General features: G+C 71.0%; 20 protein-coding genes. 18 read left to right on the forward strand and 2 right to left on the reverse strand.

Features of this window, described 5'->3' with window-relative positions; translation table 11 throughout:
• Nucleotides 1-89 precede the first annotated feature (89 nt).
• Nucleotides 90-641, reverse strand: a complete 552-nt coding sequence (locus OG386_RS30865; RefSeq protein ID WP_327385930.1) for a beta-class carbonic anhydrase — start codon at nt 639-641, stop codon at nt 90-92.
• Nucleotides 642-1,066: 425 nt separating this feature from the next.
• On the opposite strand from OG386_RS30865, the gene rsmH reads away from it, so the two are divergent.
• The 16 genes from rsmH to OG386_RS30945 all read left to right on the forward strand — a co-directional run bounded on the left by rsmH (nt 1,067) and on the right by OG386_RS30945 (nt 19,269).
• Entirely contained in the window at nt 1,067-1,996 is a 930-nt protein-coding gene (gene rsmH, locus OG386_RS30870; RefSeq protein WP_327388655.1) for a 16S rRNA (cytosine(1402)-N(4))-methyltransferase RsmH, read from the forward strand.
• Nucleotides 1,993-2,538, forward strand: a complete 546-nt coding sequence (locus OG386_RS30875; RefSeq protein WP_405786924.1) for a hypothetical protein — start codon at nt 1,993-1,995, stop codon at nt 2,536-2,538. The genes rsmH and OG386_RS30875 overlap by 4 nt, the downstream gene beginning before the upstream one ends.
• A 90-nt stretch (nt 2,539-2,628) precedes the next feature.
• Nucleotides 2,629-4,650: a peptidoglycan D,D-transpeptidase FtsI family protein gene (locus tag OG386_RS30880; protein WP_328790811.1), complete on the forward strand. Its 2,022-nt coding sequence runs from the start codon at nt 2,629-2,631 to the stop codon at nt 4,648-4,650.
• Between the two features lie 45 nt (nt 4,651-4,695).
• Nucleotides 4,696-6,420, forward strand: a complete 1,725-nt coding sequence (locus OG386_RS30885) for a UDP-N-acetylmuramoyl-L-alanyl-D-glutamate--2,6-diaminopimelate ligase (protein ID WP_328790812.1) — start codon at nt 4,696-4,698, stop codon at nt 6,418-6,420.
• On the forward strand, nt 6,417-7,847 hold the full coding sequence (locus OG386_RS30890) for a UDP-N-acetylmuramoyl-tripeptide--D-alanyl-D-alanine ligase (protein ID WP_328790813.1): 1,431 nt from the start codon (nt 6,417-6,419) through the stop codon (nt 7,845-7,847). The genes OG386_RS30885 and OG386_RS30890 overlap by 4 nt, the downstream gene beginning before the upstream one ends.
• Nucleotides 7,844-8,914, forward strand: a complete 1,071-nt coding sequence (gene mraY, locus OG386_RS30895) for a phospho-N-acetylmuramoyl-pentapeptide-transferase (protein WP_030724430.1) — start codon at nt 7,844-7,846, stop codon at nt 8,912-8,914. The genes OG386_RS30890 and mraY overlap by 4 nt, the downstream gene beginning before the upstream one ends.
• Nucleotides 8,896-10,413: a UDP-N-acetylmuramoyl-L-alanine--D-glutamate ligase gene (murD, locus tag OG386_RS30900; RefSeq protein ID WP_328790814.1), complete on the forward strand. Its 1,518-nt coding sequence runs from the start codon at nt 8,896-8,898 to the stop codon at nt 10,411-10,413. The genes mraY and murD overlap by 19 nt, the downstream gene beginning before the upstream one ends.
• A gap of 70 nt (nt 10,414-10,483) precedes the next feature.
• Nucleotides 10,484-11,845: a putative lipid II flippase FtsW gene (ftsW, locus tag OG386_RS30905; protein WP_328790815.1), complete on the forward strand. Its 1,362-nt coding sequence runs from the start codon at nt 10,484-10,486 to the stop codon at nt 11,843-11,845.
• Nucleotides 11,846-11,851: 6 nt separating this feature from the next.
• Complete coding sequence (gene murG, locus OG386_RS30910) at nt 11,852-12,946, forward strand: undecaprenyldiphospho-muramoylpentapeptide beta-N-acetylglucosaminyltransferase (protein ID WP_266597598.1); 1,095 nt, start codon at nt 11,852-11,854, stop codon at nt 12,944-12,946.
• A 29-nt stretch (nt 12,947-12,975) separates the two neighbouring features.
• A complete protein-coding gene (locus OG386_RS30915; protein ID WP_405786920.1) occupies nt 12,976-13,839 on the forward strand; it encodes a cell division protein FtsQ/DivIB in 864 nt (287 codons plus the stop codon).
• 279 nt (nt 13,840-14,118) lie between these two features.
• Nucleotides 14,119-15,324, forward strand: coding sequence for a cell division protein FtsZ (gene ftsZ, locus OG386_RS30920; protein WP_327385938.1), 1,206 nt, complete (start codon nt 14,119-14,121; stop codon nt 15,322-15,324).
• Entirely contained in the window at nt 15,321-16,109 is a 789-nt protein-coding gene (gene pgeF / locus OG386_RS30925) for a peptidoglycan editing factor PgeF (protein ID WP_328790816.1), read from the forward strand. The genes ftsZ and pgeF overlap by 4 nt, the downstream gene beginning before the upstream one ends.
• The gene (locus OG386_RS30930) at nt 16,096-16,815 is read left to right on the forward strand and encodes a YggS family pyridoxal phosphate-dependent enzyme (RefSeq protein WP_328790817.1); all 720 of its coding nucleotides are present in this window, start codon (nt 16,096-16,098) and stop codon (nt 16,813-16,815) included. Before pgeF ends, OG386_RS30930 begins: the two co-directional genes overlap by 14 nt.
• A 149-nt stretch (nt 16,816-16,964) precedes the next feature.
• On the forward strand, nt 16,965-17,582 hold the full coding sequence (locus OG386_RS30935; protein ID WP_327385941.1) for a cell division protein SepF: 618 nt from the start codon (nt 16,965-16,967) through the stop codon (nt 17,580-17,582).
• Nucleotides 17,583-17,642: 60 nt separating this feature from the next.
• Nucleotides 17,643-17,939, forward strand: a complete 297-nt coding sequence (locus OG386_RS30940) for a YggT family protein (protein ID WP_030012625.1) — start codon at nt 17,643-17,645, stop codon at nt 17,937-17,939.
• Between the two features lie 82 nt (nt 17,940-18,021).
• The gene (locus tag OG386_RS30945) at nt 18,022-19,269 is read left to right on the forward strand and encodes a DivIVA domain-containing protein (protein WP_328790818.1); all 1,248 of its coding nucleotides are present in this window, start codon (nt 18,022-18,024) and stop codon (nt 19,267-19,269) included.
• Between the two features lie 285 nt (nt 19,270-19,554).
• On the opposite strand, the gene ileS is transcribed toward OG386_RS30945, so the two are convergent.
• Nucleotides 19,555-22,713, reverse strand: a complete 3,159-nt coding sequence (gene ileS / locus OG386_RS30950) for an isoleucine--tRNA ligase (protein WP_328790819.1) — start codon at nt 22,711-22,713, stop codon at nt 19,555-19,557.
• Between the two features lie 600 nt (nt 22,714-23,313).
• Between ileS and OG386_RS30955 the strand changes: the two genes are divergently transcribed.
• Together OG386_RS30955 and lspA are read left to right on the forward strand one after the other, a co-directional pair.
• Nucleotides 23,314-24,081, forward strand: coding sequence for a TraR/DksA family transcriptional regulator (locus OG386_RS30955; RefSeq protein WP_328790820.1), 768 nt, complete (start codon nt 23,314-23,316; stop codon nt 24,079-24,081).
• 181 nt (nt 24,082-24,262) lie between these two features.
• The gene (gene lspA, locus OG386_RS30960; protein WP_258309950.1) at nt 24,263-24,805 is read left to right on the forward strand and encodes a signal peptidase II; all 543 of its coding nucleotides are present in this window, start codon (nt 24,263-24,265) and stop codon (nt 24,803-24,805) included.
• The last annotated feature ends 13 nt before the right edge of the window (nt 24,806-24,818 follow it).

Genomic DNA, 24,818 nt, shown 5'->3' on the forward strand with positions numbered 1-24,818 from the left:
CCGGCCCACCCCGAAACACGGACACCGGTCCCGGGGGATCCCGGGTGGTGCCCTCCCGCATTCTTGACGGCGTTACGGCCTCGTGTCACTCAAGAGCTGGGATCGATCTCCCGCAGGAGCCCGGTGTGCACATCGAAGACGAAGCCTCGCACATCGTCCTTGTGGGGCAGGAAGGGGTTCGTGCGGACCCGCTGCATGGACTGGCGAACGTCCTGGTCGACGTCCCGGAAGGCCTCGACGGCCCAGGCGGGACGCTGGCCGACCTCGTCCTCCAGCTCGTGCCGGAAGTCCTCGGTCAGGTTCTCGAGGCCGCAGCCGGTGTGGTGGATGAGTATCACCGCGCGGGTGCCCAGGGCCCGCTGGCTGATGGTGAGGGAGCGGATCGTGTCGTCGGTGACCACACCGCCCGCGTTGCGGATCGTGTGACAGTCGCCGAGTTCCAGCCCGAGGGCCTTGTGCAGGTCGAGGCGGGCGTCCATGCAGGCCACGACGGCGACCTTGAGGACGGGGCGGGCGTCCATGCCGGGGTCGGAGAACTGCGCGGCGTACCGCTGATTCGCCTCGACCAGTCGGTCGGTGACGGATCCGCCGACGGATGCCTCGGACGGGGACTCGGCAGGCAGGGATGCGGAAGTCGTCATGGGTACGACGGTAGTGGTCACGGCGGGTCATGGCCCCGCGTGAGAGCGGACAAAGAACGCCAACGAGGCTTGTTGTGAGCTAACCCACAGGGGTGGGCGTGAGGCGGCTGTTCAGGTGATTCGCGGCATTTGTCGGTTCGCGTCGAGAGCCGTGCACGCCGCGCGGGGCGGTTCGTTGACCGCGGCGACCGTTGCACTAAAGTGACGCGAACCGGCCGGAGCCCGGCCCTGACCGGCCGCCCGGCCCCCGATGAACACTCCGCGTGCGCGGCGCGTACGTACGGCCCGGCCCTCTCCCGCTCACCGGCCGGCCGGCGCCACCTTTCCGGCGCCGGTCGCGGATGCGGGGACCCGGTGGTGCGTACGCCTGCCGCGCCGTTATCTGAGAGGGCGCTTTGACTAGCGAGTCCCGACACGTCCCGGTGATGCTCCAGCGGTGCCTGGACCTGTTGGCCCCGGCACTGGAGAGGCCCGGGGCCGTCGTCGTCGACTGCACCCTCGGCCTCGGCGGCCACAGCGAGGCCCTGCTGACCCGGTTCCCCGAGGCCCACCTCATCGGCCTCGACCGCGACAAGGAGGCCCTGCGGCTCTCCGGCGAGCGGCTCGCGCCCTTCGGCGACCGGGCCACCCTCGTCCACGCGATCTACGCCGACCTCGCCGAGGTCCTGGACGGGCTGGGCATCCCGGCCGTCCAGGGCATCCTCTTCGACCTGGGCGTCTCCTCCATGCAACTGGACGAGGCCGACCGCGGGTTCGCGTACGCCCAGGACGCGCCACTGGACATGCGCATGGACCAGACGACCGGCATCAGCGCCGCCGAGGTGCTCAACACCTACGCGCCGGGCGAGCTGGTGCGGATCCTGCGCCAGTACGGCGAGGAGAAGCAGGCCAAGCGGATCGTCTCGGCGATCGTCCGGGAGCGGGAGAAGGAGCCCTTCGCCAACAGCGCCCGGCTGGTCGAACTGATCCGCGACTCCCTTCCGCAGGCCGCCAAGCGGACCGGCGGCAACCCGGCGAAGCGGACCTTCCAGGCACTGCGGATCGAGGTCAACGGGGAGCTCTCCGGGCTGGAGCGGGCCATTCCGGCGGCGGTGGACCGGATCGCGGTCGGCGGCCGGATCGCGGTGCTCTCCTACCACTCGCTGGAGGACCGCCTGGTCAAGCAGGTCTTCGCGGCCGGCGCGACCTCGACGGCCCCGCCCGGCCTGCCGGTGGTGCCGGAGAAGTACCAACCGAAGCTGAAACTGCTCACGCGCGGCGCCGAGCTGCCCACCGAGGAGGAGATCGCCGAGAACCGGCGGGCAGCCCCGGCCAGGTTCCGCGGCGTCGAACGCATCCGGGAGGCGCGACTGTGACCAAGGCCGGGAAGGTCGCCACGCTGACCCGCGGGCAGGCGGCCCGCCTCGGCCGGGCGCTCGGCGGCCGCCCGGCCCGCCCGCGTCCCGGCGGACAGGCGGCCCGGATGCCGTTCGTCCTGCTGGTCGTGGCCCTGCTCGGCGGCGGTCTGATCAGCCTGCTGCTGCTGAACTCGGCACTGAACGAAGGCTCCTTCCAGCTCAGCAAGCTGAGGAAGGAGACAACCGCCCTCACCGACGAGGAGCAGGCGCTGCAGCGCGACGTCGACGCCCACTCCGCGCCCGACGCGCTCCAGCGCCGGGCGCACGAGCTGGGCCTGGTCCCCGGCGGCAGCCCGGTCTTCATCGGCCCGGACGGCAAGGTCGCGGGCAGCGCCGCGCCTGCCGAGGCCCCGCCGTCGCCGACCCCGTCCCCGAGCGCTCCGGCCGCGCCGCAGAACGGCCCCTCGGGCGCAGCGGCGCCGTCGGCGCCGGCCGCGGGCCAGCCGGCGCCCTCCGCGGCCGGTGGATCCCCGCAGCCCAACCAGACCCCCGGAAGGTGACGTCGTGATCCACCGTTCCCATCCAGCCCCTCCGGCGTTTGAGGAGCGGGGTCCGGGGCGGAGCCCCGGCATCGCCGCGGCGGTGACCGCGTGAGCCCGCAGGAGCCGCCCCGGCGGCGGGTGCCCGGACCGGCCAGGCCGCCCCGGCCCGGCGACCGGCCCCGGGCGAACGGCCGCCCGGCCTCGCGCCCGGCGACCCGGCGGCCGATGGGCCCCCGCACCCCGCACACGATCCGACTCGGCAGCCCGCGGCCCCGGCTGCGCCTGGTCGGCGTCGGCCTGACCCTCGTCATGCTGGCCTTCGTGGTCCGCCTGCTCCAGGTCCAGGCCGTCGACGCCGCGACGTTCTCCGCCGAGGCCTCCAAGAACCGCTACACCAGCGTCAAGCTCGCCGCCGAGCGCGGCGAGATCACCGACCGGCGGGGCGTGGCCCTCGCCACCAGCGTCGACGCGTACGACATCACCGCCGACCCGAAGATGTTCACCCCGCAGGACAGCAAGGCCCCGGACGCCCCGCAGCAGGCCGCCGCCCTCCTCGCGCCCATCCTCGGCAAGGACGCCAAGGAGCTCACCGAGCGGCTGAGCACCAAGAACTCCCGGTACGTCGTCCTCGCCCAGCGCCAGACCCCCCAGGTCTGGAACCAGATCAAGGACCTCAAGCGGGTCTTCGCGGACAAGGCGGCGGCCGACAAGCGGGCCAACGGCCCCGGCGCCAACGTCCTCGCCGGCGTGTTCAAGGAGACCAGCAGCAAGCGCGTGTACCCGAACGGCGACCTCGCCGCCGGGATACTGGGTTACGTCAACGCCGAGGGCAAGGGCGCCGGCGGCCTGGAGTCCTCCCTCGACAAGAAGCTGTCCGGCAAGGACGGCGAGATCACCTACGCCCAGTCCGGCGGCCGCCAGGTCCCCACCGCCGACTCCAACGAGAAGCCCGCCGTCCCCGGCGAGGACATCCAGCTGACCATCGACCGGGACATCCAGTGGGCGGCGCAGAGCGCCATCGCCGAGCAGGTCCAGAAGTCAGAGGCCGACCGCGGCTACGTCATCGTCCAGGACACCCGCACCGGCGAGGTACTGGCCATGGCCAACGCCCCGGGCTTCGACCCCAACGACCTGACCCGGGCCCGCTCCGCCGCCATGGGTAACGCCGCGCTCCAGGACGTGTACGAGCCCGGCTCCACGGCCAAGGTCATGTCGATGGCCGCCGTGCTGGAGGAGAAGAAGGCCACCCCGGAGACCCGTGTCGAGGTCCCCAACCGGCTGCACCGCGGCGACCGGCTCTTCAAGGACGACATCGACCACCCGACCTGGTACCTGACCCTCAACGGGGTCCTCGCCAAGTCCTCCAACATCGGCACCATCCTGGCCACCGGCCAGCTCGGACCCACCCAGCCCGAGGCCAACGAGGTCCTGCACTCGTACCTGACCAAGTTCGGCATCGGCCGGCCCACCGGCCTGAACTACCCCGGCGAGTCCCGCGGCATCCTCGCCGCCCCCAAGGACTGGTCCACCTCCCAGCAGTACACGATCCCCTTCGGCCAGGGCCTCTCGCTCAACGCCATGCAGGCGGCCTCCGTCTACTCGACCATCGCCAACGGCGGCGTCCGCATCGAGCCGACCCTGGTGCGCGGCACCAAGGGCCCCGACGGCCGCTTCACCCCGGCCCCGGCCCCCGAGCAGGACCGCGTGATCAGCCAGGAGACCGCCAAGACCCTCGCCGAGATGCTCGAATCCGTGGTCGACGACCAGGAGGGCACGGGAACCAAGGCGAAGATCCCCGGCTACCGGGTCGGCGGCAAGACCGGCACCTCCAACCGGGTGGATCCGGCCACCGGCCGCTACAAGGGCTACACCGCGTCCTTCGCGGGATTCGCCCCCGCGGACAACCCGCGCATCACCGTCTACTGCGCCATCCAGAACCCCACGAAGGGCAGCTACTTCGGCGGCCAGATCTGCGGCCCCATCTATAAGAAGGTCATGGAGTTCGCGCTCAAGACCCTCCAGGTGGCCCCCACGGGAACCGCGCCCGCCGGGCTCCCCGTCACCTACGACGCCGCTCCTCAGCCCGCCGCGCAGCCCGCCCCGCAGCCCAGTCCGCAGCCCGGTCAATGACCCACAGCCAGGCCAGGCCCGCCAGAAAAGCGTGAGGCACCATCAGTGACAACCATCACCCCGAAACCCGGGAACCCGACGACCGCCGAAGCCGAGGCCGGGGCCTCACTTCGCGGGCGGCCCGCTGCGCCCGGTACGCTCACCGCCGTGTCCCACGCTGATCAGCCCAGAAAGACCGAGAAGGCCCCGGCAACGCCGCCGGGAGCGCCCCGGCCCGCGTCCGCCAGCCCGAGCCCGCTGGGCGAGCTGGCCGCCCTGCTGGGCATCCCGGCGCCCGGCGCGGCGCAGATCACCGGCATCACGCACGACTCCCGTGCGGTCCGCCCCGGTGACCTGTACGCCGCCCTGCCGGGAGCCAGGACGCACGGCGCCGACTTCGCCGCCCAGGCGGCCGGCCTCGGCGCCGCCGCCGTGCTGACCGACCCCGCGGGGGCGGAGCGCGCCGCGGCAACCGGCCTGCCGGTCCTGACCGTCGACGACCCGCGCGGCCGGATGGGAGAGCTCGCCGCCGCGATCTACGGGCGCCCCGGTGAGGGCCTGCTCCAGATCGGGATCACCGGCACCTCCGGCAAGACCACCACGGCGTACCTCGTCGAGGGCGGCCTGCGCGCGGCGGGCCGTAGCACCGGACTGGTCGGCACCGTCGAGATGCGCATCGGCGACGAGCGCATCAAGTCCGAGCGGACCACCCCCGAGGCCACCGACCTCCAGGCCCTCTTCGCGGTCATGCGCGAACGCGGGGTCGAGGCCGTGGCCATGGAGGTCTCCAGCCACGCCCTGGTGCTCGGTCGGGTCGACGGCTGCGTCTTCGACGTCGCCGTCTTCAACAACCTGAGCCCGGAGCACATGGAGTTCCACTCCGACATGGAGGACTACTTCCAGGCCAAGGCGGGGCTCTTCACGGCCCGCCGGGCCCGCCTGGGCGTGGTCAACCTCGACGACGAGTACGGCCGCCGCCTGGCCAAGGAGGCCACCGTCCCCGTCGTCACCTTCTCCGCCGCGGGCGACCCGGCCGCCGACTGGCGCGCCGAGGACGTCGTCACCGGCCACATGGACTCCACGCTGACGCTGGTCGGCCCCGAGGGACAGCGCGTGCGCGCCAAGGCCCCGCTGCCCGGCCCGTTCAACGTCGCCAACACCGTCGCCGCGATCGTCACGCTCGCCGCCGCCGGCCTCGACCCGCAGACCGCCGCCGACGGCGTCGCCGCGGTCCCCGGGGTCCCCGGCCGGCTGGAGCGGGTGGACGCGGGACAGCCGTACCTCGCCGTCGTCGACTACGCGCACAAGACGGACGCCGTGGAATCGGTGCTGCGCGCGCTGCGCGAGGTCACCACCGGCGAGCTGCACATCGTGCTCGGCTGCGGAGGGGACCGCGACACCACCAAGCGCGGCCCGATGGGGGCCGCGGCCGCCCGGTTCGCCGACGTCGCCGTTCTGACCTCCGACAACCCGCGTTCCGAGGACCCGCTTGCGATCCTCGCCGCGATGTTCGAGGGCGCCGTGTCCGTGCCGCCCGCCGAGCGGGGCACCGTCCTCGTCGACGCCGACCGGGCCGCGGCCATCGCGGCCGCCGTCGCCCGTGCCCGACCCGGCGACACCGTGCTGGTGGCCGGCAAGGGCCACGAGCAGGGCCAGGACACCGCCGGTGTCGTACGCCCCTTCGACGACCGCACGGTGCTCCGCGCCGCGATCGAGCACCAAGCCGTGCTCGACCGGACGGCCGTGCTCGATGAAACGACTCAGGTCCGACAGGCCGAGGTGAACCAGTGATCGCCCTTTCCCTCGCCGAGATCGCCGACATCACCGGCGGGCGCCCCCACGACATACCGGATCCGTCCCTCCAGGTCACCGGTCCCGTGGTCTACGACTCCCGCGAGGTCGGGCCGGGCAGCCTGTTCGCCGCCTTCGTCGGCGAGCGGGTCGACGGTCACGACTACGCGCAGCGCGCGGTGTCCGAGGGCGCCGTGGCCGTCCTCGCGACCCGGCCCGTCGGCGTACCGGCCATCGTGGTCCCCGACGTGGTGGCCGCCCTCGGAGCACTCGCCCGGGCCGTGGTCACCCGCCTGGGCACCGATGTCGTGGCCCTCACCGGATCCGCCGGCAAGACCTCCACCAAGGACCTGATCGCGCAGGTGCTCCAGCACCACGCGCCGACGGTGTGGACCCCCGGAAACCTGAACAACGAGATCGGCCTGCCGATCACGACGCTGCGCGTCACCGAGGACACCCAGCACCTGGTCCTGGAGATGGGCGCCCGCGGCATCGGCCACATCCGCTACCTCACCGGACTGACGCCCCCGCGGATCGGTCTGGTCCTCAACGTCGGCACCGCCCACATCGGCGAGTTCGGCGGCCGTGAGCAGATCGCGCAGGCCAAGGGGGAGCTGGTCGAGGCCCTGCCGACCGAGGCGGAGGGCGGCGTCGCCGTGCTCAACGCCGATGACCTGCTGGTTCGTGAAATGGCCGGGCGCACGAAGGCCCGTACGGTGCTGTTCGGTGAGGCCGAGGACGCCGAAATCCGGGCCACCGAAGTCCGCATGACGGACAGGGGGCAGGCTTCCTTCACACTGCACACACCGACCGGGTGCAGCGACGTGACCTTGCGGCTGTACGGTGAGCACCACGTGTCGAACGCGCTCGCCGCGGCCGCCGTCGCCCATGTACTGGGCATGTCCGTGCAGGAGATCGCCACCGCGCTCTCCGGTGCGGGCACGCTGTCCCGGTGGCGGATGGAGGTCACCGAGCGGGCGGACGGTGTGACGATCGTCAACGACGCCTACAACGCGAATCCCGAGTCCATGCGGGCCGCACTCCGCGCGCTCGCCGCGATGGGCGGGGCCGGCAAGGCGAACGGGGGACGCACGTGGGCGGTGCTCGGCCCGATGGCCGAGCTCGGAGACGACGCTCTCGCCGAGCACGACGCGGTCGGACGACTTGTCGTCCGGCTCAACGTGAGCAAGCTCGTCGCAGTCGGGGGCAGGGAAGCCTCCTGGCTGCAACTGGGCGCATATAACGAGGGTTCGTGGGGTGAGGAGTCGGTGCTCGTGTCCGACGCGCAGGCGGCGGTCGACCTGTTGCGCAGTGAACTGCGCCCGGGTGACGTCGTGCTGGTGAAGGCTTCCAGGTCGGCCGGTCTGGAGCGGGTGGCCCAGGGCCTTCTCGACAGCACTGTCGAGGGCGAGGTCGCCGACCGATGAGGCAGATCCTGTTCGCCGGTGTCATCGGCATGTTCCTCACCGTCATCGGCACCCCGCTGCTGATCAAGCTGCTCGCCCGCAAGGGCTACGGCCAGTTCATCCGCGACGACGGCCCCCGCGGCCACGCCGGGAAGAAGGGCACGCCCACCATGGGCGGCATCTCCTTCATCCTGGCGACGCTCATCGCGTACGCCCTGACGAAGGTCCTCACCGGTGAGGAGCCGAGCTTCTCGGGCCTGCTCGTCCTGTTCCTGATGGCCGGCATGGGCCTCGTCGGGTACCTGGACGACTACATCAAGATCGTCAAGCGGCGTTCGCTGGGCCTGCGGGCCAAGGCGAAGATGTCCGGCCAGCTGATCGTCGGCATCGCCTTCGCGGTGCTGGCCCTCCAGTTCAAGGACTCCCGCGGGCTGACCCCGGCCTCCACCAAGCTGTCGTTCGTCACGGACTTCGGCTGGTCGATAGGTCCGGTGCTGTTCGTGGTGTGGGCGCTGTTCATGATCCTGGCGATGTCCAACGGCGTGAACCTCACCGACGGTCTGGACGGTCTCGCGACCGGCGCCGCCGTGATGGTCTTCGGCGCCTACACCTTCATCGGTGTCTGGCAGTTCCAGGAGTCCTGCGCCAGGGCCGGGGACCTCACCAACCCGAACGCCTGCTTCGAGGTGCGCGACCCGCTCGACCTCGCGGTCGTCGCCTCCGCCCTCATGGGCGCCTGCTTCGGCTTCCTGTGGTGGAACACCTCGCCCGCCAAGATCTTCATGGGTGACACCGGCTCGCTCGCCCTCGGCGGCGCGCTCGCGGGCCTCGCCATCTGCTCCCGCACGGAGTTCCTGATGGCGCTCCTCGGCGGCCTCTTCGTGCTCATCACGATGTCGGTCGTCATCCAGGTCGGTTCCTTCAAGATGACCGGCAAGCGGGTCTTCCGGATGGCACCACTGCAGCACCACTTCGAGCTCAAGGGCTGGTCCGAGGTACTGGTCGTGGTCCGCTTCTGGATCATCCAGGGCATGTGCGTGATCGTTGGTCTCGGTCTCTTCTACGCGGGATGGGCAGCCGACAAGTGACGTCCTGGCAGGACAAGAACATCACCGTCGCCGGTCTCGGCGTGAGCGGCATCAGTGCCGCCCGCGCCCTGGCCGGCCTCGGCGCAGTGGTGACCGTCGTCGACAACGGTGACGGTGACGCGCACCGCGTCCGGGCCGCCGAGCTCGAGTCGGAGGGCATCACCGTCCGCCTCGGCCGCCTCGCGGACGGCGGGCACGCGGGCGAGGTCCTGCCCGAGGGCACCGAACTGGTCGTCACCTCGCCCGGCTGGAAACCCGACAGCCCGCTGTTCGAGGCCGCGGCCGAAGCCGGCGTGGACGTGGTCGGGGACGTGGAGATCGCCTGGCTGCTGCGCGAGGTCGGCCAGGAGCGCCGCGCCGCACGGTCCGGCGAGGACGGGGCCGCGGCGCCCCGCAGGGCCCCGGCCCCCTGGCTCGCCATCACCGGCACCAACGGCAAGACCACCACCACCCAGATGCTGGCGTCGATCCTGAAGGCCGCGGGCCTGCGCACCGCCGCCGTCGGCAACATCGGCACCCCGATCATCGACGTGGTGCTCGGCGAGCAGGAGTACGACGTGCTCGCCGTCGAACTCTCCAGCTACCAGCTGCACTGGGCGCCCTCGCTGCGCGTCCACTCGGCGGCCGTGCTGAACCTGGCCCCCGACCACCTCGACTGGCACGGCTCGATGCAGGCGTACGCCGCCGACAAGGGCCGGATCTACGAGGGCAACACGGTCGCCTGCGTCTACAACGTCGCCGACCCGGCCACCGAGAACCTGGTCGTGGAGGCCGACGTCGAAGAGGGCTGCCGCGCGATCGGCTTCACCCTCGGCGCCCCCGGCCCCTCCATGCTCGGCGTCGTCGACGGCATCCTCGTCGACCGGGCCTTCGTGGAGAACCGGCAGAAGAACGCCCAGGAGCTCGCCGAGGTCACGGACGTCAACCCGCCGGCCCCGCACAACATCGCCAACGCGCTCGCCGCCGCGGCCCTGGCCCGCGCCTTCGGCGTGGAGCCGCGCGCCGTCCGCGACGGGCTGCGCGACTTCCGCCCCGACGCCCACCGCGTCGCGTACGTGGACGAGGTCGACTCGGTCACCTACATCGACGACTCCAAGGCCACCAACACGCACGCGGCCGAGGCCTCGCTCGCGGCCTTCGAGCCGGTCGTCTGGATCGCCGGCGGCCTCGCCAAGGGCGCGACCTTCGACGAGCTCGTGCAGAACGCCGCGAAGCGGCTGCGCGGCGCCGTGCTGATCGGCGCCGACCGGGCGCTCATCGCCGAGGCGCTGGCGCGACACGCCCCCGAGGTCCCGGTCGTCGACCTCGAACGGACCGACACTGGGGCGATGCTCGCAGCGGTCCGGGAAGCCGCCGCGCTCGCCGAGCCCGGCGACACGGTCCTGCTGGCACCTGCCTGCGCCTCGATGGACATGTTCGCGAACTACAACAAGCGTGGGGACGCATTCGCCGACGCGGTGCGCGAACTGGCCGCCGAGAACGCTGCGGACACGGCCTAGGCCGGGGGCTCCGGGACAGGTTCCCTCCGGCCGGCAGCTCGCCTCGTACGAGTGGAGGGGAAGATCACAGATGCCGGCCAAGCAGATGCTGCCGGGGCGGCGGCCGTCCGCCGTGAAGGCGCAGGGCCGCAAACGCCCTGCGGTGCGTTCGAAGCGGCCCGCCGGGCGCGGGCCGCTGGCCCGGCTGCGGCGTACGCAGCGGCAGTTGCAGAAGGCCTGGGACCGCCCGCTCACCGCCTATTACCTGATCTTCGGCAGTTCCCTGCTCATCACCGTGCTCGGCCTGGTGATGGTGTACTCGGCCTCGATGATCAAGGCCCTCCAGCTCGGCCTCGGCGACGCGTACTTCTTCAAGAAGCAGTTCCTGGCCGCCCTCATCGGTGGCGCACTCTTGATGGCCGCCTCCCGGATGCCGGTCAAACTGCACCGGGCGCTCTCGTACCCGGTGCTCGCCGGCACGCTCTTCCTGATGGTCCTGGTCCAGGTCCCGGGGATAGGCGTCTCGATCAACGGCAACCAGAATTGGATCTCCCTTGGCGGTCCGTTCATGCTCCAGCCCAGTGAGTTCGGCAAACTGGCCCTGATCCTGTGGGGCGCCGACCTGCTGGCGCGCAAGGGCGACAAGGGGCTGCTGAGCCAGTGGAAGCACCTGTTGGTGCCGCTGGTCCCGGTGGCCTTCCTGCTGCTCGGGCTGATCATGCTGGGCGGGGACATGGGCACCGCGATGATCCTCGGCGCCATCCTGTTCGGTCTGCTCTGGCTGGCCGGGGCCCCGACCCGGATGTTCGTCGGGGTGCTCGGCTTCGCGGGTGCGATCGTCGCACTGCTCATCAAGACGAGCCCGCACCGGATGGACCGGCTGGAATGCCTGGGGGCGACAGAACCGGGCAAGAACGACCTTTGCTGGCAGGCCGTTCACGGGATCTACGCCCTCGCCTCAGGTGGATGGTTCGGTTCCGGCCTGGGTGCAAGTGTGGAAAAATGGGGGCAACTACCCGAAGCCCACACCGACTTCATCTTCGCCATCACCGGGGAGGAACTGGGTCTGGCGGGGACGCTGTCGGTGCTCGCCCTGTTCGCGGCTCTAGGCTATGCGGGTATCCGCGTGGCCGGACGCACGGAGGATTCCTTCGTACGGTTTGCCGCGGGAGGCGTGACCACCTGGATCACGGCCCAGGCCGTGATCAACATCGGTGCGGTGCTCGGCCTGCTGCCGATCGCCGGAGTCCCGCTCCCGCTGTTCTCCTACGGAGGGTCAGCCCTGCTGCCGACCATGTTCGCGGTCGGACTGCTCATCGCCTTCGCGCGTGAGGAGCCGGCGGCGCGCGCGGCCCTCGCGATGCGACAGCCGAAGACCGGCTGGTGGCGGACCGGGGTGAGATGGAAGTCGATGAGACGGCGCGTCAAGAAGCGTCCGTCCGGAGAGCGGTGAAATTCGGTGCATGTCGTACTCGCCGGTGGGGGGACCGCCGGCCACATCGAGCCGGCGCTCGCCCTCGCGGACGCCCTGCGCAGGCAGGACCCTTCAGTGGGCATCACCGCCCTCGGCACGGAGCGCGGACTGGAAACCCGCCTGGTGCCGGAACGCGGCTACGAGCTGGGCCTGATCCCGGCCGTTCCGCTGCCCCGCAAGCCGACCCCGGAACTGATCACCGTCCCGGGACGGCTGCGCGGCACCATCAAGGCCGCGGAGGAGATCCTGATCCGCACCAAGGCCGACTGCGTCGTCGGCTTCGGCGGCTACGTGGCCCTGCCCGGCTACCTCGCGGCCAAGCGCCTCGGGGTGCCGATCATCGTCCACGAGGCCAACGCCAGGCCCGGACTGGCCAATAAGATCGGCTCCCGGTACGCGCACGCCGTCGCGGTCTCCACCCCCGACAGCAAGCTGCGCGGCGCCCGCTACGTGGGCATCCCGCTGCGCCGCTCCATCTCCACCCTGGACCGGGCCGCGGTCCGCCCGGAGGCGCGCGCCGCCTTCGGCCTGGACCCCAACCTGCCCACGCTGCTGGTCTCCGGCGGCTCGCAGGGCGCCCGTCGCCTCAACGAGACGATCCAGCAGGTCGCGTCGACCCTCCAGCGCTCCGGGATCCAGATCCTGCACGCCGTCGGGCCGAAGAACGAACTGCCGCGTGTCGACAACATGCCCGGGATGCCGCCGTATGTGCCGGTACCGTACGTGGACCGGATGGATCTCGCGTACGCCGCCGCCGACATGATGCTGTGCCGCGCGGGAGCGATGACCGTCGCCGAACTCTCCGCCGTCGGGCTCCCCGCCGCCTACGTCCCGTTGCCGATCGGCAACGGTGAACAGCGGCTCAACGCCCAGCCGGTGGTCAAGGCCGGCGGCGGCCTGCTCGTGGACGACGCGGAGCTGACGCCCGACTGGGTGCTCAGCCAGGTCCTCCCGGTGCTGTCCGACCCGCACCGCCTGTACGAGATGTCCCGGGCCGCCGGTGAGTTCGGCCGCCGGGACGCCGACGAGCTCCTGGTCGGCATGGTCTACGAGGCGATCGCGGCCCACAGATCCCGCTGAGGCGGGTAGCGAGACGCAGGAGGCAGGGAGTGGCCGGAGGGACGACCGCGCGGCGCGGAACACCGTTTTCTGATCGGTCCGGCCCGACTGCCCGCAAGGGCACCGGCGCTCCCAAGCCGCCGAAGCCTCCCAAGGCCCCGAAGGCCCCGAAGTCGGCTCGGGGGGCCGGCCCCCGGGGCCCCGGCGCACGCCTGCGCCGGGGCCCCGTGTTGGCCTCCCTGGCCGCCGCGGTGGTCCTCGTCGCGGGCGGCACCTGGGTGCTCTACGGCTCGTCCTGGCTCCGCGTGGAGAAGGTCACCGCCACCGGCATGGACGTGCTCACCTCCGAGCAGGTCCTCGGCGCCGCGGCCGTCCCGGTCGGCGCGCCCCTGGTGGGCGTCGACACCGAGGAGATCGAGGGCCGGGTCCGCGGCCGGCTGCCCCGCATCGATTCGGTCGACGTGGTGCGGGCCTGGCCGCACGGCATCGGTCTGAAAGTAACGGAACGCAAACCCGTCCTGCTCATCAAAAAGGACGCCAACTTCGTGGAAGTGGACGCATCGGGTGTGCGATTCGACACGGTTCCGAAAGCACCCGCGGGTGTTCCGGTCCTCGAATTGAACGCCGGTCGATCGCCGAGCGCCCGCCGCTTCGACGAGGAACGGCTGCTGCACGAGGCCGTACTCGTCGCGGGCGCCCTCCCGGAGCCGATCGCCAAGGAAACCGTGCAGGTCAAGGTGGGTTCCTACGATTCGGTCGTTCTGGAGCTCACCGGGGGCCGGTCTGTGACGTGGGGGAGCGGTGAACAGAGCGATGCGAAGGGACGTGCATTGAACGCTTTGTTGAAAGCCGCTCCCAAGGCCGCCCGCTTCGACGTGAGCGTCCCCACCGCCCCTGCTGCGTCCGGGAGTTGACGTCCGGTCCAACAGCGGCGCACCCTGGTTGGCCAGCGATACGGGTGATCACATAGGGTGAAAAGAAAAACGGGAGGTTCGGCGTGTTCGTTGAACACGCGCTACTTGTCGACTTAGTGTCCTGTTCGGAAGAGTCCGAGGAACAGGCACACCCCTAACCCTAAACTTCAGGGTGAGGGTTCGGGTCGGCGCGTTCGGACCGTCCCTATTTCGGCATCAGTCGTCGCAACGCAGGCCCGCGAGGCGGCGACACGTAACTCGAGGCGAGAGGCCTTCGACGTGGCAGCACCGCAGAACTACCTCGCAGTCATCAAGGTCATCGGTGTCGGCGGCGGTGGTGTCAATGCCATCAACCGAATGATCGAGGTCGGTCTCAAGGGCGTCGAGTTCATCGCCATCAACACGGACGCCCAGGCGCTGTTGATGAGCGACGCCGACGTCAAGCTCGACGTCGGCCGGGAACTCACCCGTGGCCTCGGCGCCGGCGCCAACCCGGCCGTCGGTCGCAAGGCGGCAGAGGACCACCGCGAGGAGATCGAGGAGGTCCTCAAGGGGGCCGACATGGTCTTCGTCACCGCCGGTGAGGGCGGCGGCACCGGCACCGGCGGCGCACCTGTCGTCGCCAACATCGCGCGCTCGCTGGGCGCCCTGACGATCGGTGTGGTCACCCGACCGTTCACCTTCGAGGGCCGGCGCCGCGCGAACCAGGCGGAGGACGGCATCGCCGAGCTCCGCGAAGAGGTCGACACCCTCATCGTCATCCCCAACGACCGACTGCTGTCCATCTCGGACCGCCAGGTCAGCGTGCTCGACGCCTTCAAGTCGGCCGACCAGGTCCTGCTCTCGGGCGTCCAGGGCATCACCGACCTCATCACCACCCCGGGTCTGATCAACCTCGACTTCGCCGACGTCAAGTCCGTGATGTCCGAGGCCGGCTCGGCCCTGATGGGCATCGGCTCGGCCCGCGGCGACGACCGCGCCGTGGCCGCCGCCGAGATGGCGATCTCCTCGCCGCTCCTGGAGGCGTCCATCGACGGCGCCCGTGGCGTGCTGCTCTCCATCTCCGGTGGCTCGGACCTCGGTCTCTTCGAGATCAACGAGGCCGCGCAGCTGGTCAGCGAGGCCGCGCACCCCGAGGCCAACATCATCTTCGGCGCCGTCATCGACGACGCGCTCGGCGACGAGGTACGGGTCACCGTCATCGCGGCCGGGTTCGACGGCGGACAGCCCCCGGCCCGCCGGGACAACGTCATCGGCGCCGCGTCCACCAAGCGCGAGGAGCCGGCCCCGGCTCCGGTCCGCGCCGCCGAGCCGGTCCGCCCGGCCTTCGGCGGCCTCGGATCGGTCACCCCGCGCGAGGAGCCCCCGGCTCCGGTCGAGCCGGCTCCGGTCGAGGTCCAGGCCCCCGCGCCGCAGGTCCCCACGGCCCGGCCGTACCAGGACAGCCCGGCCGAAGAGCTGGATGTTCCGGACTTCTTGAAGTGACACCAGAGCAGCATCACGTGGGCGGCGCCCACTTCGCCTTCACCGACCGGTGGGGCGGAGTGAGCGCCGTTCCGTACGAGGAGCTCAATCTCGGCGGCGCGGTCGGAGACGACCCGGCCGCCGTTCTCGCGAACCGGGCACGGGCGGCGAAGTCCCTGGGCCTGGCGCCGGACCGGGTGGTCTGGATGAACCAGGTGCACGGCCGGGACGTGGCCGTGGTGGACGGGCCCTGGGGTGCGGACGCCGAGGTCCCGGCGGTGGACGCGGTGGTGACCGCCCGTCGGGGGCTCGCCCTCGCGGTGCTCACCGCCGACTGCACGCCGGTCCTGCTGGCGGACCCGGTCGCCGGGGTCGTGGCGGCCGCCCACGCCGGGCGGCCGGGACTGGTCGCCGGGGTGGTGCCCGCCGCCGTCGAGGCGATGGTCGCCCTCGGGGCCGATCCCGGGCGGATCGTCGCCCGGACCGGACCGGCCGTCTGCGGACACTGCTACGAGGTGCCGGCCGAGATGCGGGAGGCGGTGGCGGACGTCGTCCCCGCCGCCCGGGCCGAGACGAGCTGGGGGACACCGGCCGTCGACGTGGTCGCCGGGGTGCACGCCCAGCTCGCCGAGGCGGGGGTGGTGAACAGTGGCCGTTCCCCGGTCTGCACACTGGAGTCGCGGGACCACTTCTCGTACCGCCGCGACCGGGTGACCGGACGCCTGGCCGGATATGTCTGGTTGACGGAGCTTTCCGGGGGGACGACCCCCGGACCGCCGGGGGAAAAGAAGAATGACGGATCGTAAGTCGGAGCTCGCCGAGAACCTGGCGCGGGTGGAGGAACGCATCTCGTCCGCGTGCGCGGCGGCGGGGCGGGGACGGGAAGAGGTGACGCTCATCGTGGTCACCAAGACCTACCCCGCGAGCGACGTACGACTGCTGGCGGACCTGGGCGTCCGTCATGTTGCGGAAAATCGTGACCAGGATGCCGCCCCCAAGGCCGCGGCCTGCGCGGATCTGCCGCTCAGCTGGCACTTCGTCGGTCAGTTGCAGACGAACAAAGTCCGTTCCGTGGCGGGATACGCGCACGTCGTGCAGTCGGTCGACCGGCCGAAGCTCGTGACCGCCCTCTCGGCGGCCGCGGTGAACGCGGGTCGGGAGCTCGGTTGCCTCGTGCAGATCGCCCTCGACGCGGAGTCGGGGGAGCGCGGGGCCCGCGGCGGCGCGGCGCCGGAACAGCTCGCGGAGTTGGCGGACCTCGTCGCCGGGGCCCCGGGACTGCGCATCGACGGCCTGATGACGGTCGCTCCGCTTTCCGGCCAGTACGCGGGCCGCGAACGGGCCGCCTTCGAGGGGCTGATGGAATTGTCATCCCGCATGCGCGTGGACCATCCGGCTGCCACGATGGTGTCGGCCGGGATGAGCGCAGACCTGGAACAGGCCGTGGCGGCCGGTGCGACACATGTACGCGTCGGCACTGCGGTACTCGGCGCGAGACCCCGGCTCGGGTAACGTCGCGAAGAAAGTCGGACCACAGCAGAAAATATGGTCATTCCCGCTGATGAGCGGGCAGACCTAGTGGATCGCGGGCAGTTGGTGACATTCGTGACACGGCGGCACCTGCGACAGGGCGATCCACCACAGAGCGGAGGACTCGGAGAATGGCCGGCGCGATGCGCAAGATGGCGGTCTACCTCGGCCTCGTGGAGGACGACCGGTACGACAACCCGGGGTACGACCCCGACGACGAGTTCGAGCCCGAGCCGGAGATGGAGCGGGCTCGGGAGCGGGATCGCCGACAGCAGCCCGTGCACCAAGCGCCCGTATCGGACGAACCGGTACGAGCACCACAGCCTCCGGCGCAGCGCGAACCTATCCCAATTCCGGTGGAAAGCGGACGTCCTGCGCGAATCGCCCCCGTGGCATCCATCACACCTGATCGTACGAACCTGGAGAAGAACGCCCCCGTGATCATGCCCAAGGTCGTCTCCGAGCGGGAGCCGTACCGCATCACGACGCTGCACCCCCGGACCTACAACGAGGCCCGTACCATCGGGGAACACTTCCGTGAGGGCACTCCGGTGATCATGAATCTCACGGAGATGGACGACACGGATGCGAAGCGTCTCGTGGACTTCGCCGCCGGACTCGTCTTCGGTCTGCACGGCAGCATTGAACGCGTGACACAGAAGGTGTTCCTGCTGTCGCCTGCTAACGTCGATGTCACGGCGGAGGACAAGGCCCGCATCGCGGAGGGCGGGTTCTTCAACCAAAGCTAGACCGATCCGTCAGACACGGGGCCGGGAACACAGCGGGAGCAGGGGAGAGGGAAGCACGGAATGGGTGTCGCACTGCAAGTGATCTACTTCGCCTTGGGGTGCTTCCTCGTCGTGCTGATCTTCCGCCTGGTCATGGACTACGTGTTCCAGTTCGCACGTTCCTGGACACCCGGCAAGGCGATGGTGGTCGTACTGGAGGCCACCTACAGCGTCACCGATCCACCGCTCAAGCTTCTTCGGCGGGTCATTCCGCCGTTGCGTCTCGGGGGCGTGGCACTCGACCTGTCCTTCTTCGTTCTGATGATCATCGTTTACATCCTCATCAGTTTCGTGCGCACCGCTGCGAGCGGCTTGTGAACGATGTGCTTCCCCGCGGGCGCGGGGACAGTCCCGATACGGTCTTGCCGACTGCCGACGACTACGTAGAGGTGAAGAAGACATGCCGCTGACTCCCGAGGACGTGCGGAACAAGCAGTTCACGACCGTCCGCCTCCGAGAAGGCTATGACGAGGACGAGGTCGATGCCTTCCTCGACGAGGTCGAGTCCGAACTGACGCGCCTGCTGCGCGAGAACGAGGACCTGCGCGCCAAGCTGGCCGCCGCCACGCGTGCCGCCGCGCAGAACCAGCAGCAGCAGGGCATGCGCAAGGCCGAACCCCAGGACCAGCGAGGCCCCGGCGCCCCCGTGCCCGCGGCCATATCCGGCCCGCCGCAGCAGCAGCAGCCGCAGATGGGCCCGCCGCAGCTCCAGGGCGGCCCGCCGCAGCTCCCGGGTGGCCAGCCGCAGCTTCCGCCGGGCCCCGGCGGCCAGGGCCAGCAGGGCCCCGGCCCGATGGGCGGCCCCATGGGCGGTCCCATGCAGCAGCACCCCATGGGTGGACCCCAGGGCATGCAGCAGCAGCCCATGGGCGGCCCCCAGGGCATGCAGCAGCAGTCGATGGGCGGCCAGAACCCGCTCGGCCAGCAGATGCAGCCCATGGGCCAGCAGATGCAGCCGATGGGCCAGCAGATGCAGCCGATGGGGCAGCAGATGCAGCAGATGCAGCAGCCGCAGCTCCCGCAGCAGGGCCCCGGTGGCGACAGCGCCGCCCGTGTCCTGTCGCTGGCGCAGCAGACCGCCGACCAGGCGATCGCGGAGGCCCGCTCCGAGGCCAACAAGATCGTCGGCGAGGCCCGGTCGCGCGCCGAGGGCCTGGAGCGGGACGCCCGCGCCAAGGCCGATGCGCTGGAGCGGGACGCGCAGGAGAAGCACCGCGTCGCGATGGGCTCCCTGGAGTCCGCCCGCGCCACGCTGGAGCGCAAGGTCGAGGACCTGCGGGGCTTCGAGCGCGAGTACCGTACGCGTCTGAAGTCCTACCTGGAGTCGCAGCTGCGCCAGCTGGAGACCCAGGCGGACGACTCGCTGGCCCCGCCGCGGAACCCGGCCGGTCCCGCGCTGCCGCCGTCGCCGTCGCCCTCGATGGCTCCGGCCGGTGCGATGGGCCACTCCATGGGCGGTCCCTCGATGGGTGGCCCGTCCCCCATGGGCGGTCCCTCCCCGATGGGTGCCCCGTCCTACGGCGGCAACCAGCAGCAGATGTCCCCGGCGATGACCCAGCCGATGGCTCCGGTCCGGCCGGCTGCGCCGCAGCCGATGCAGGCGCCGTCGCCGATGCGGGGCTTCCTGATCGACGAGGACGACAACTAGGCGCCGCCGGCGTTCTGCGGTCGGCAGCCGCGCTCTACGGGCCGGGCCCGGTTCCCCTTCGGGGGCACCGGGCCCGGCCCGTTTCGCTGCCCTGCGCCTCAATCGCCGGCGAGGCTGAAAGATCCGGGGCTCCGCCCCGAACCCCGCGCCTCAAACGCCGGCGAGGCTGGGAATTCAGCCCCTCCGGCGTTTGAGGCGCGGGGTCTGGGGCGGAGCCCCAGGACACGGCGGGGCAGACGAAAGCGGCCCGTCCCCCCGGGAGGGAACGGGCCGCTCGGGGCGGGGCTACGCCTTGCGGAGGCGGAACGTCAGGCCGAGGGGCTCGTCCGTGAACGGGTCACCGTACGTGCCGTCGGCCTCGCCGGACGCGAAGTCCGTGGCGAGCACTTCGTCCGCGATGAGGCCGGCGTGGTCCGTCAGGGCCGTCACGACCTCCGGGTCCGCGGAGGACCAGCGGAGCGCGATGCGGTCCGCCACGTCGAGGCCGGAGTTCTTCCGGGCCTCCTGGATCAGGCGGATCGCGTCACGGGCCAGGCCCGCCAGCCGCAGCTCCGGGGTGATCTCCAGGTCCAGGGCGACCGTCGCGCCCGAGTCGGACGCCACCGACCAGCCCTCGCGCGGGGTCTCCGTGATGATGACCTCCTCCGGCGAGAGGGAGATCTCCTCACCGTTCAGCGAGATCACCGCCGAGCCGGCCCGCAGGGCCAGGGACAGCGCCGCCGCATCGGCCGCGGCCACGGCCTTGGCGACGTCCTGGACGTCCTTGCCGAAGCGCTTGCCCAGCGCCCGGAAGTTCGCCTTCGCCGTCGTGTCGACCAGGGACCCGCCGACCTCCGACAGGGAGGCCAGGGAGGAGACGTTCAGCTCCTCCGTGATCTGGGACTGCAGCTCGGGGGAGAGCGCGTCGAAGCCCACCGCTCCGACCAGGGCCCGGGACAGGGGCTGGCGGGTCTTGACGCCCGACTCGGCACGCGTCGCCCGGCCCAGCTCCACCAGGCGGCGGACCAGCTGCATCTGCTGGGACAGCGCCGGGTCGATCGCCGTGGTGTCCGCGACCGGCCAGGTGGAGAGGTGGACCGACTCCGGGGCGTCCGGGGTCACCGGGACGACCATGTCCTGCCAGACCCGCTCCGTGATGAACGGGGTCAGCGGGGCGAGCAGGCGCGTCACGGTCTCGACCACGTCGTGGAGGGTCCGCAGCGCGGCCGCGTCGCCCTGCCAGAAGCGGCGGCGCGAGCGGCGGACGTACCAGTTGGACAGGTCGTCCACGAACGCGGAGAGGAGCTTGCCCGCGCGCTGGGTGTCGTACGACTCCATCGCCTCGGTGACCTCGGCGACGAGCGCGTGGAGCTCCGAGAGCAGCCACCGGTCGAGGACCGTGCGGTCGGCCGGGGCCGGGTCGGCGGCGGACGGAGCCCAGTTCGACGTGCGGGCGTACAGGGCCTGGAAGGCGACCGTGTTCCAGTACGTGAGGAGCGTCTTGCGGACGACCTCCTGGATCGTGCCGTGGCCCACGCGCCGCGCCGCCCACGGGGAGCCGCCGGCCGCCATGAACCAGCGCACCGCGTCCGCGCCGTGCTGGTCCATGAGCGCGATCGGCTCCAGGGTGTTGCCCAGGTGCTTGGACATCTTGCGGCCGTCCTCGGCGAGGATGTGACCGAGGCAGACCACGTTCTCGTAGGAGGACTTGTCGAAGACGAGGGTGCCGACCGCCATCAGCGTGTAGAACCAGCCGCGCGTCTGGTCGATGGCCTCCGAGATGAACTGCGCCGGATAGCGCTTCTCGAAGATCTCCTTGTTCTTGTGCGGGTAGCCCCACTGCGCGAACGGCATCGAGCCCGAGTCGTACCAGGCGTCGATGACCTCCGGCACGCGGACCGCTTCGAGCGAGCAGCCCTCGTGCGTGCAGGTGAAGGTCACCTCGTCGATGTACGGGCGGTGCGGGTCCAGGCCGGAGACGTCCGTGCCCGTCAGCTCGCTCAGCTCCGTGCGCGAGCCCACGCAGGTGAGGTGGTTCTCCTCACAGCGCCAGATCGGCAGCGGGGTGCCCCAGTACCGGTTGCGGGACAGCGCCCAGTCGATGTTGTTGTTCAGCCAGTCGCCGAAGCGGCCCTGCTTGACCGAGTCGGGGAACCAGTTCGTCTTCTCGTTCTCCCGCAGCATCGCGTCCTTGACGGCGGTGGTGCGGATGTACCAGGACGGCTGCGCGTAGTAGAGCAGGGCCGTGTGGCAGCGCCAGCAGTGCGGGTAGCTGTGCTCGTAGGCGATGTGCTTGAAGAGCAGGCCGCGCGCGTCGAGGTCGGCGGTCAGCTTCTCGTCGGCCTTCTTGAAGAAGACGCCGCCGACCAGCGGCACATCCTCCTCGAAGGTGCCGTCGGGGCGGACCGGGTTCACGACGGGCAGGCCGTACGCGCGGCAGACCGCGAGGTCGTCGGCGCCGAAGGCGGGGGACTGGTGGACCAGACCGGTGCCGTCCTCGGTCGTGACGTACTCGGCGTTCACGACGTAGTGGGCGGGCTCGGGGAACTCGACGAGGGAGAACGGACGCTCGTACGTCCAGCGCTCCATCTCCTTGCCCGTGAAGGTCTGGCCGGTGGCCTCCCAGCCCTCGCCCAGGGACTTCTCCAGCAGCGGCTGGGCGACGACCAGCTTCTCTGAGTCCTCGCCGCCGGTACGGCGGACGACGACGTACGTGACCTCGGGGTGCGCGGCCACGGCGGTGTTCGACACCAGGGTCCACGGGGTGGTCGTCCAGACCAGCAGCGCCGCCTCGCCCGCGAGCGGGCCGGAGGTCAGCGGGAAGCGTACGTAGACCGAGGGGTCCACGACCGTCTCGTAGCCCTGGGCCAGCTCGTGGTCCGAGAGGCCGGTGCCGCAGCGGGGGCACCAGGGGGCGACGCGGTGGTCCTGGGTGAGCAGGCCCTTGTTGAAGATCTCCTTGAGCGACCACCACACGGACTCGACGTACTCGGGGTCCATGGTCCGGTAGGCGTCGTCCAGGTCGACCCAGTAGCCCATCCGGGTCGTGAGCTCGGTGAACGCGTCGGTGTGGCGGGTCACGGACTCGCGGCACTTGGCGTTGAACTCGGCGATGCCGTACGCCTCGATGTCCTGCTTGCCGTTGAAGCCCAGCTCCTTCTCGACGGCGAGCTCGACGGGCAGGCCGTGGCAGTCCCAGCCGGCCTTGCGGGCCACGTGGTAGCCGCGCATGGTGCGGAACCGGGGGAAGACGTCCTTGAAGACGCGGGCCTCGATGTGGTGCGCGCCGGGCATGCCGTTCGCGGTGGGCGGGCCCTCGTAGAAGACCCATTCGGGGCGGCCCTCGGACTGCTCCAGGGTCTTGGCGAAGGTCTTGCTCTCGCGCCAGAAGTCGAGGACGGCGTGCTCAAGGGCAGGCAGGTCGACCTGGGCGGGTACCGGGCGGTACTGCGGCGGTGTGGTCATGAGGCTGAACTCTTCCTCCGGCGGGGTGTCAATTCCGTCCGGAGGGACGAGAGCACTGCTGCTCCCGCGGTACCACCCTCCTTGGCCGCCGGACGGATCCGGTGGCCCCCTCATTGGGGTGCGAAGCCGGTTCTACTCGCCGTACGGGGATCCCGTGCGGGCTTTCTTCCGGCGGCTCAGGGGTGATCCTTCACATCGCGCTCGCCCCCGGGCTCTCACCGTCCCCGGGTCGCTCCTGGCTGCGTACGACGCTACTCGTCCCCGTCCATGCCTTTCGCTGGGCCCAGTGTACGGGCCCGGGGGCCGCACGGCAGACCGGTTTACGGGGCCCCGTGCGCGGGCCGCCGGCCCGGCGTGGCGGGGTCCCGGGAAGGGTCCGCGGGCGACCCAGGCGCGCCCCCGGAGTGACCCGAATGGGCCTGCGCCGCCGCTTCCGACTCGGGTGGGGCGGGAGTGGCGGATTACCGGGGCTCCTGATGGGCACAACGGATGCAGGTTGACCTCGATGGATGCGTGCCCCGTTGCCGCGGGGCCGGTGTCGATTTATCGTTCCGGCACGATTCGCGAGCAAAGATCACAGTATGTGAAGGGGCCGCGGCCATGGTGGCGAAGAAGACCGCCGGGAGTACTGCCAAGAAGGCCGTCGGGAAGGCCGCCGGGAAGGCGGCGGTGTCCGAGGACGCGGCTCCCGCCAAGAAGGCGACCGCTGCCCGAAGGACCGCTGCCGGCGCGCTCGCTCCGGACGGGAAGGCGACCGCCGTCGAGAAGACGACCGCTGTCAAGAAGACGACCGCCGTCGAGAAGCGGACGGCCACGGCCAAGAAGGCCGCGGCCGAGGGGGCGGCACATGCCGCGAAGAAGACGGGAGTCCGAAAAGTGGTTGCCAAGAAGAGCGCAGGTACGGCGAGGAAGACGGCCGCGGCCGCCACCAGCGGGCTCCCCAAGGCACGGGCCACGGCGGCCCTGGCCCCCGGCGAGCTCGCCGTACGGCCCGGGGAGGACCCCTGGACCCCCAAGGAGGTCGAGGACGCCCGTGCGGAGCTCCTGACGGAGGTGCTGCGGCTGCGGGCCGAGCTGGACGCCTCGGAGGCGGCGATCTCCGGTCTGATGCGGGACTCCGGGGACGGCGCGGGCGACGACCAGGCCGACACGGGCACCAAGAACATCACCCGCGAGTCCGAGCTGGCCCTCGCGGCGAACGCCACCTCGATGCTGGAGCAGACCGAGCGGGCCCTGGAACGGCTGGAGGCGGGCACGTACGGCCTCTGCGAGAACTGCGGGCAGCCCATCGGGAAGGCCAGGATGCAGGCCTTCCCGCGGGCCACCCTGTGCGTGGACTGCAAGCAGAAGCAGGAACGGCGGCACTAGGTCGCCTCTTTCGGATCTTGTCGGGCGTCGCGGCCCCGGCAAGATCTGAAAGAGACGGCCTAGGGGGAGAGGTGGGGCGGGCGGCGTGCGGGGGCCCTGACGTACCCTCGTGTTTCGTCAGGGTCCAGGAGGAGCCTGGTTCGAGCTAGTTCGAGGGACTCACGTGGCAGAGGCGGAGCGCATCATCGGTACGCCGGAGGTCGGGGACGACACCCAGCCGGAGTCCGCCGGGCCCAAGGGGCGCCGTCGGATCACGGCTCTGCTCGTCGTGGCGGTGCTCGCCTACCTGCTCGACCTCGGCAGCAAGATGCTGGTCGTGGCGAAGCTGGAGCACCAGCCGCCGATCGAGATCATCGGTGACCTGCTGAAGTTCGAGGCGGTCCGCAACCCGGGCGCCGCCTTCGGTTTCGGTGAGGCCTTCACCATCATCTTCACCTGCATCGCGGCCTCGGTGATCGTGGTGATCGTGCGGCTGGCCCGCAAGCTCTACAGCCTGCCGTGGGCGATCGCCCTGGGCCTGCTGCTGGGCGGTGCACTGGGCAACCTGACCGACCGGATCTTCCGTTCGCCGGGCGTGTTCCGGGGCGCGGTCGTCGACTTCATCGCGCCCGCCCACTTCGCCGTCTTCAACCTCGCGGACTCGGCGATCGTGTGCGGCGGCATCCTGATCGTCCTGCTGTCCTTCAAGGGTCTGGACCCGGACGGGACCGTCCACAAGGACTGATCGCGGGCCGGCT

The sequence above is a fragment of the Streptomyces sp. NBC_00273 genome, assembly GCF_036178145.1.
In the GTDB taxonomy this organism is placed as follows: domain Bacteria; phylum Actinomycetota; class Actinomycetes; order Streptomycetales; family Streptomycetaceae; genus Streptomyces.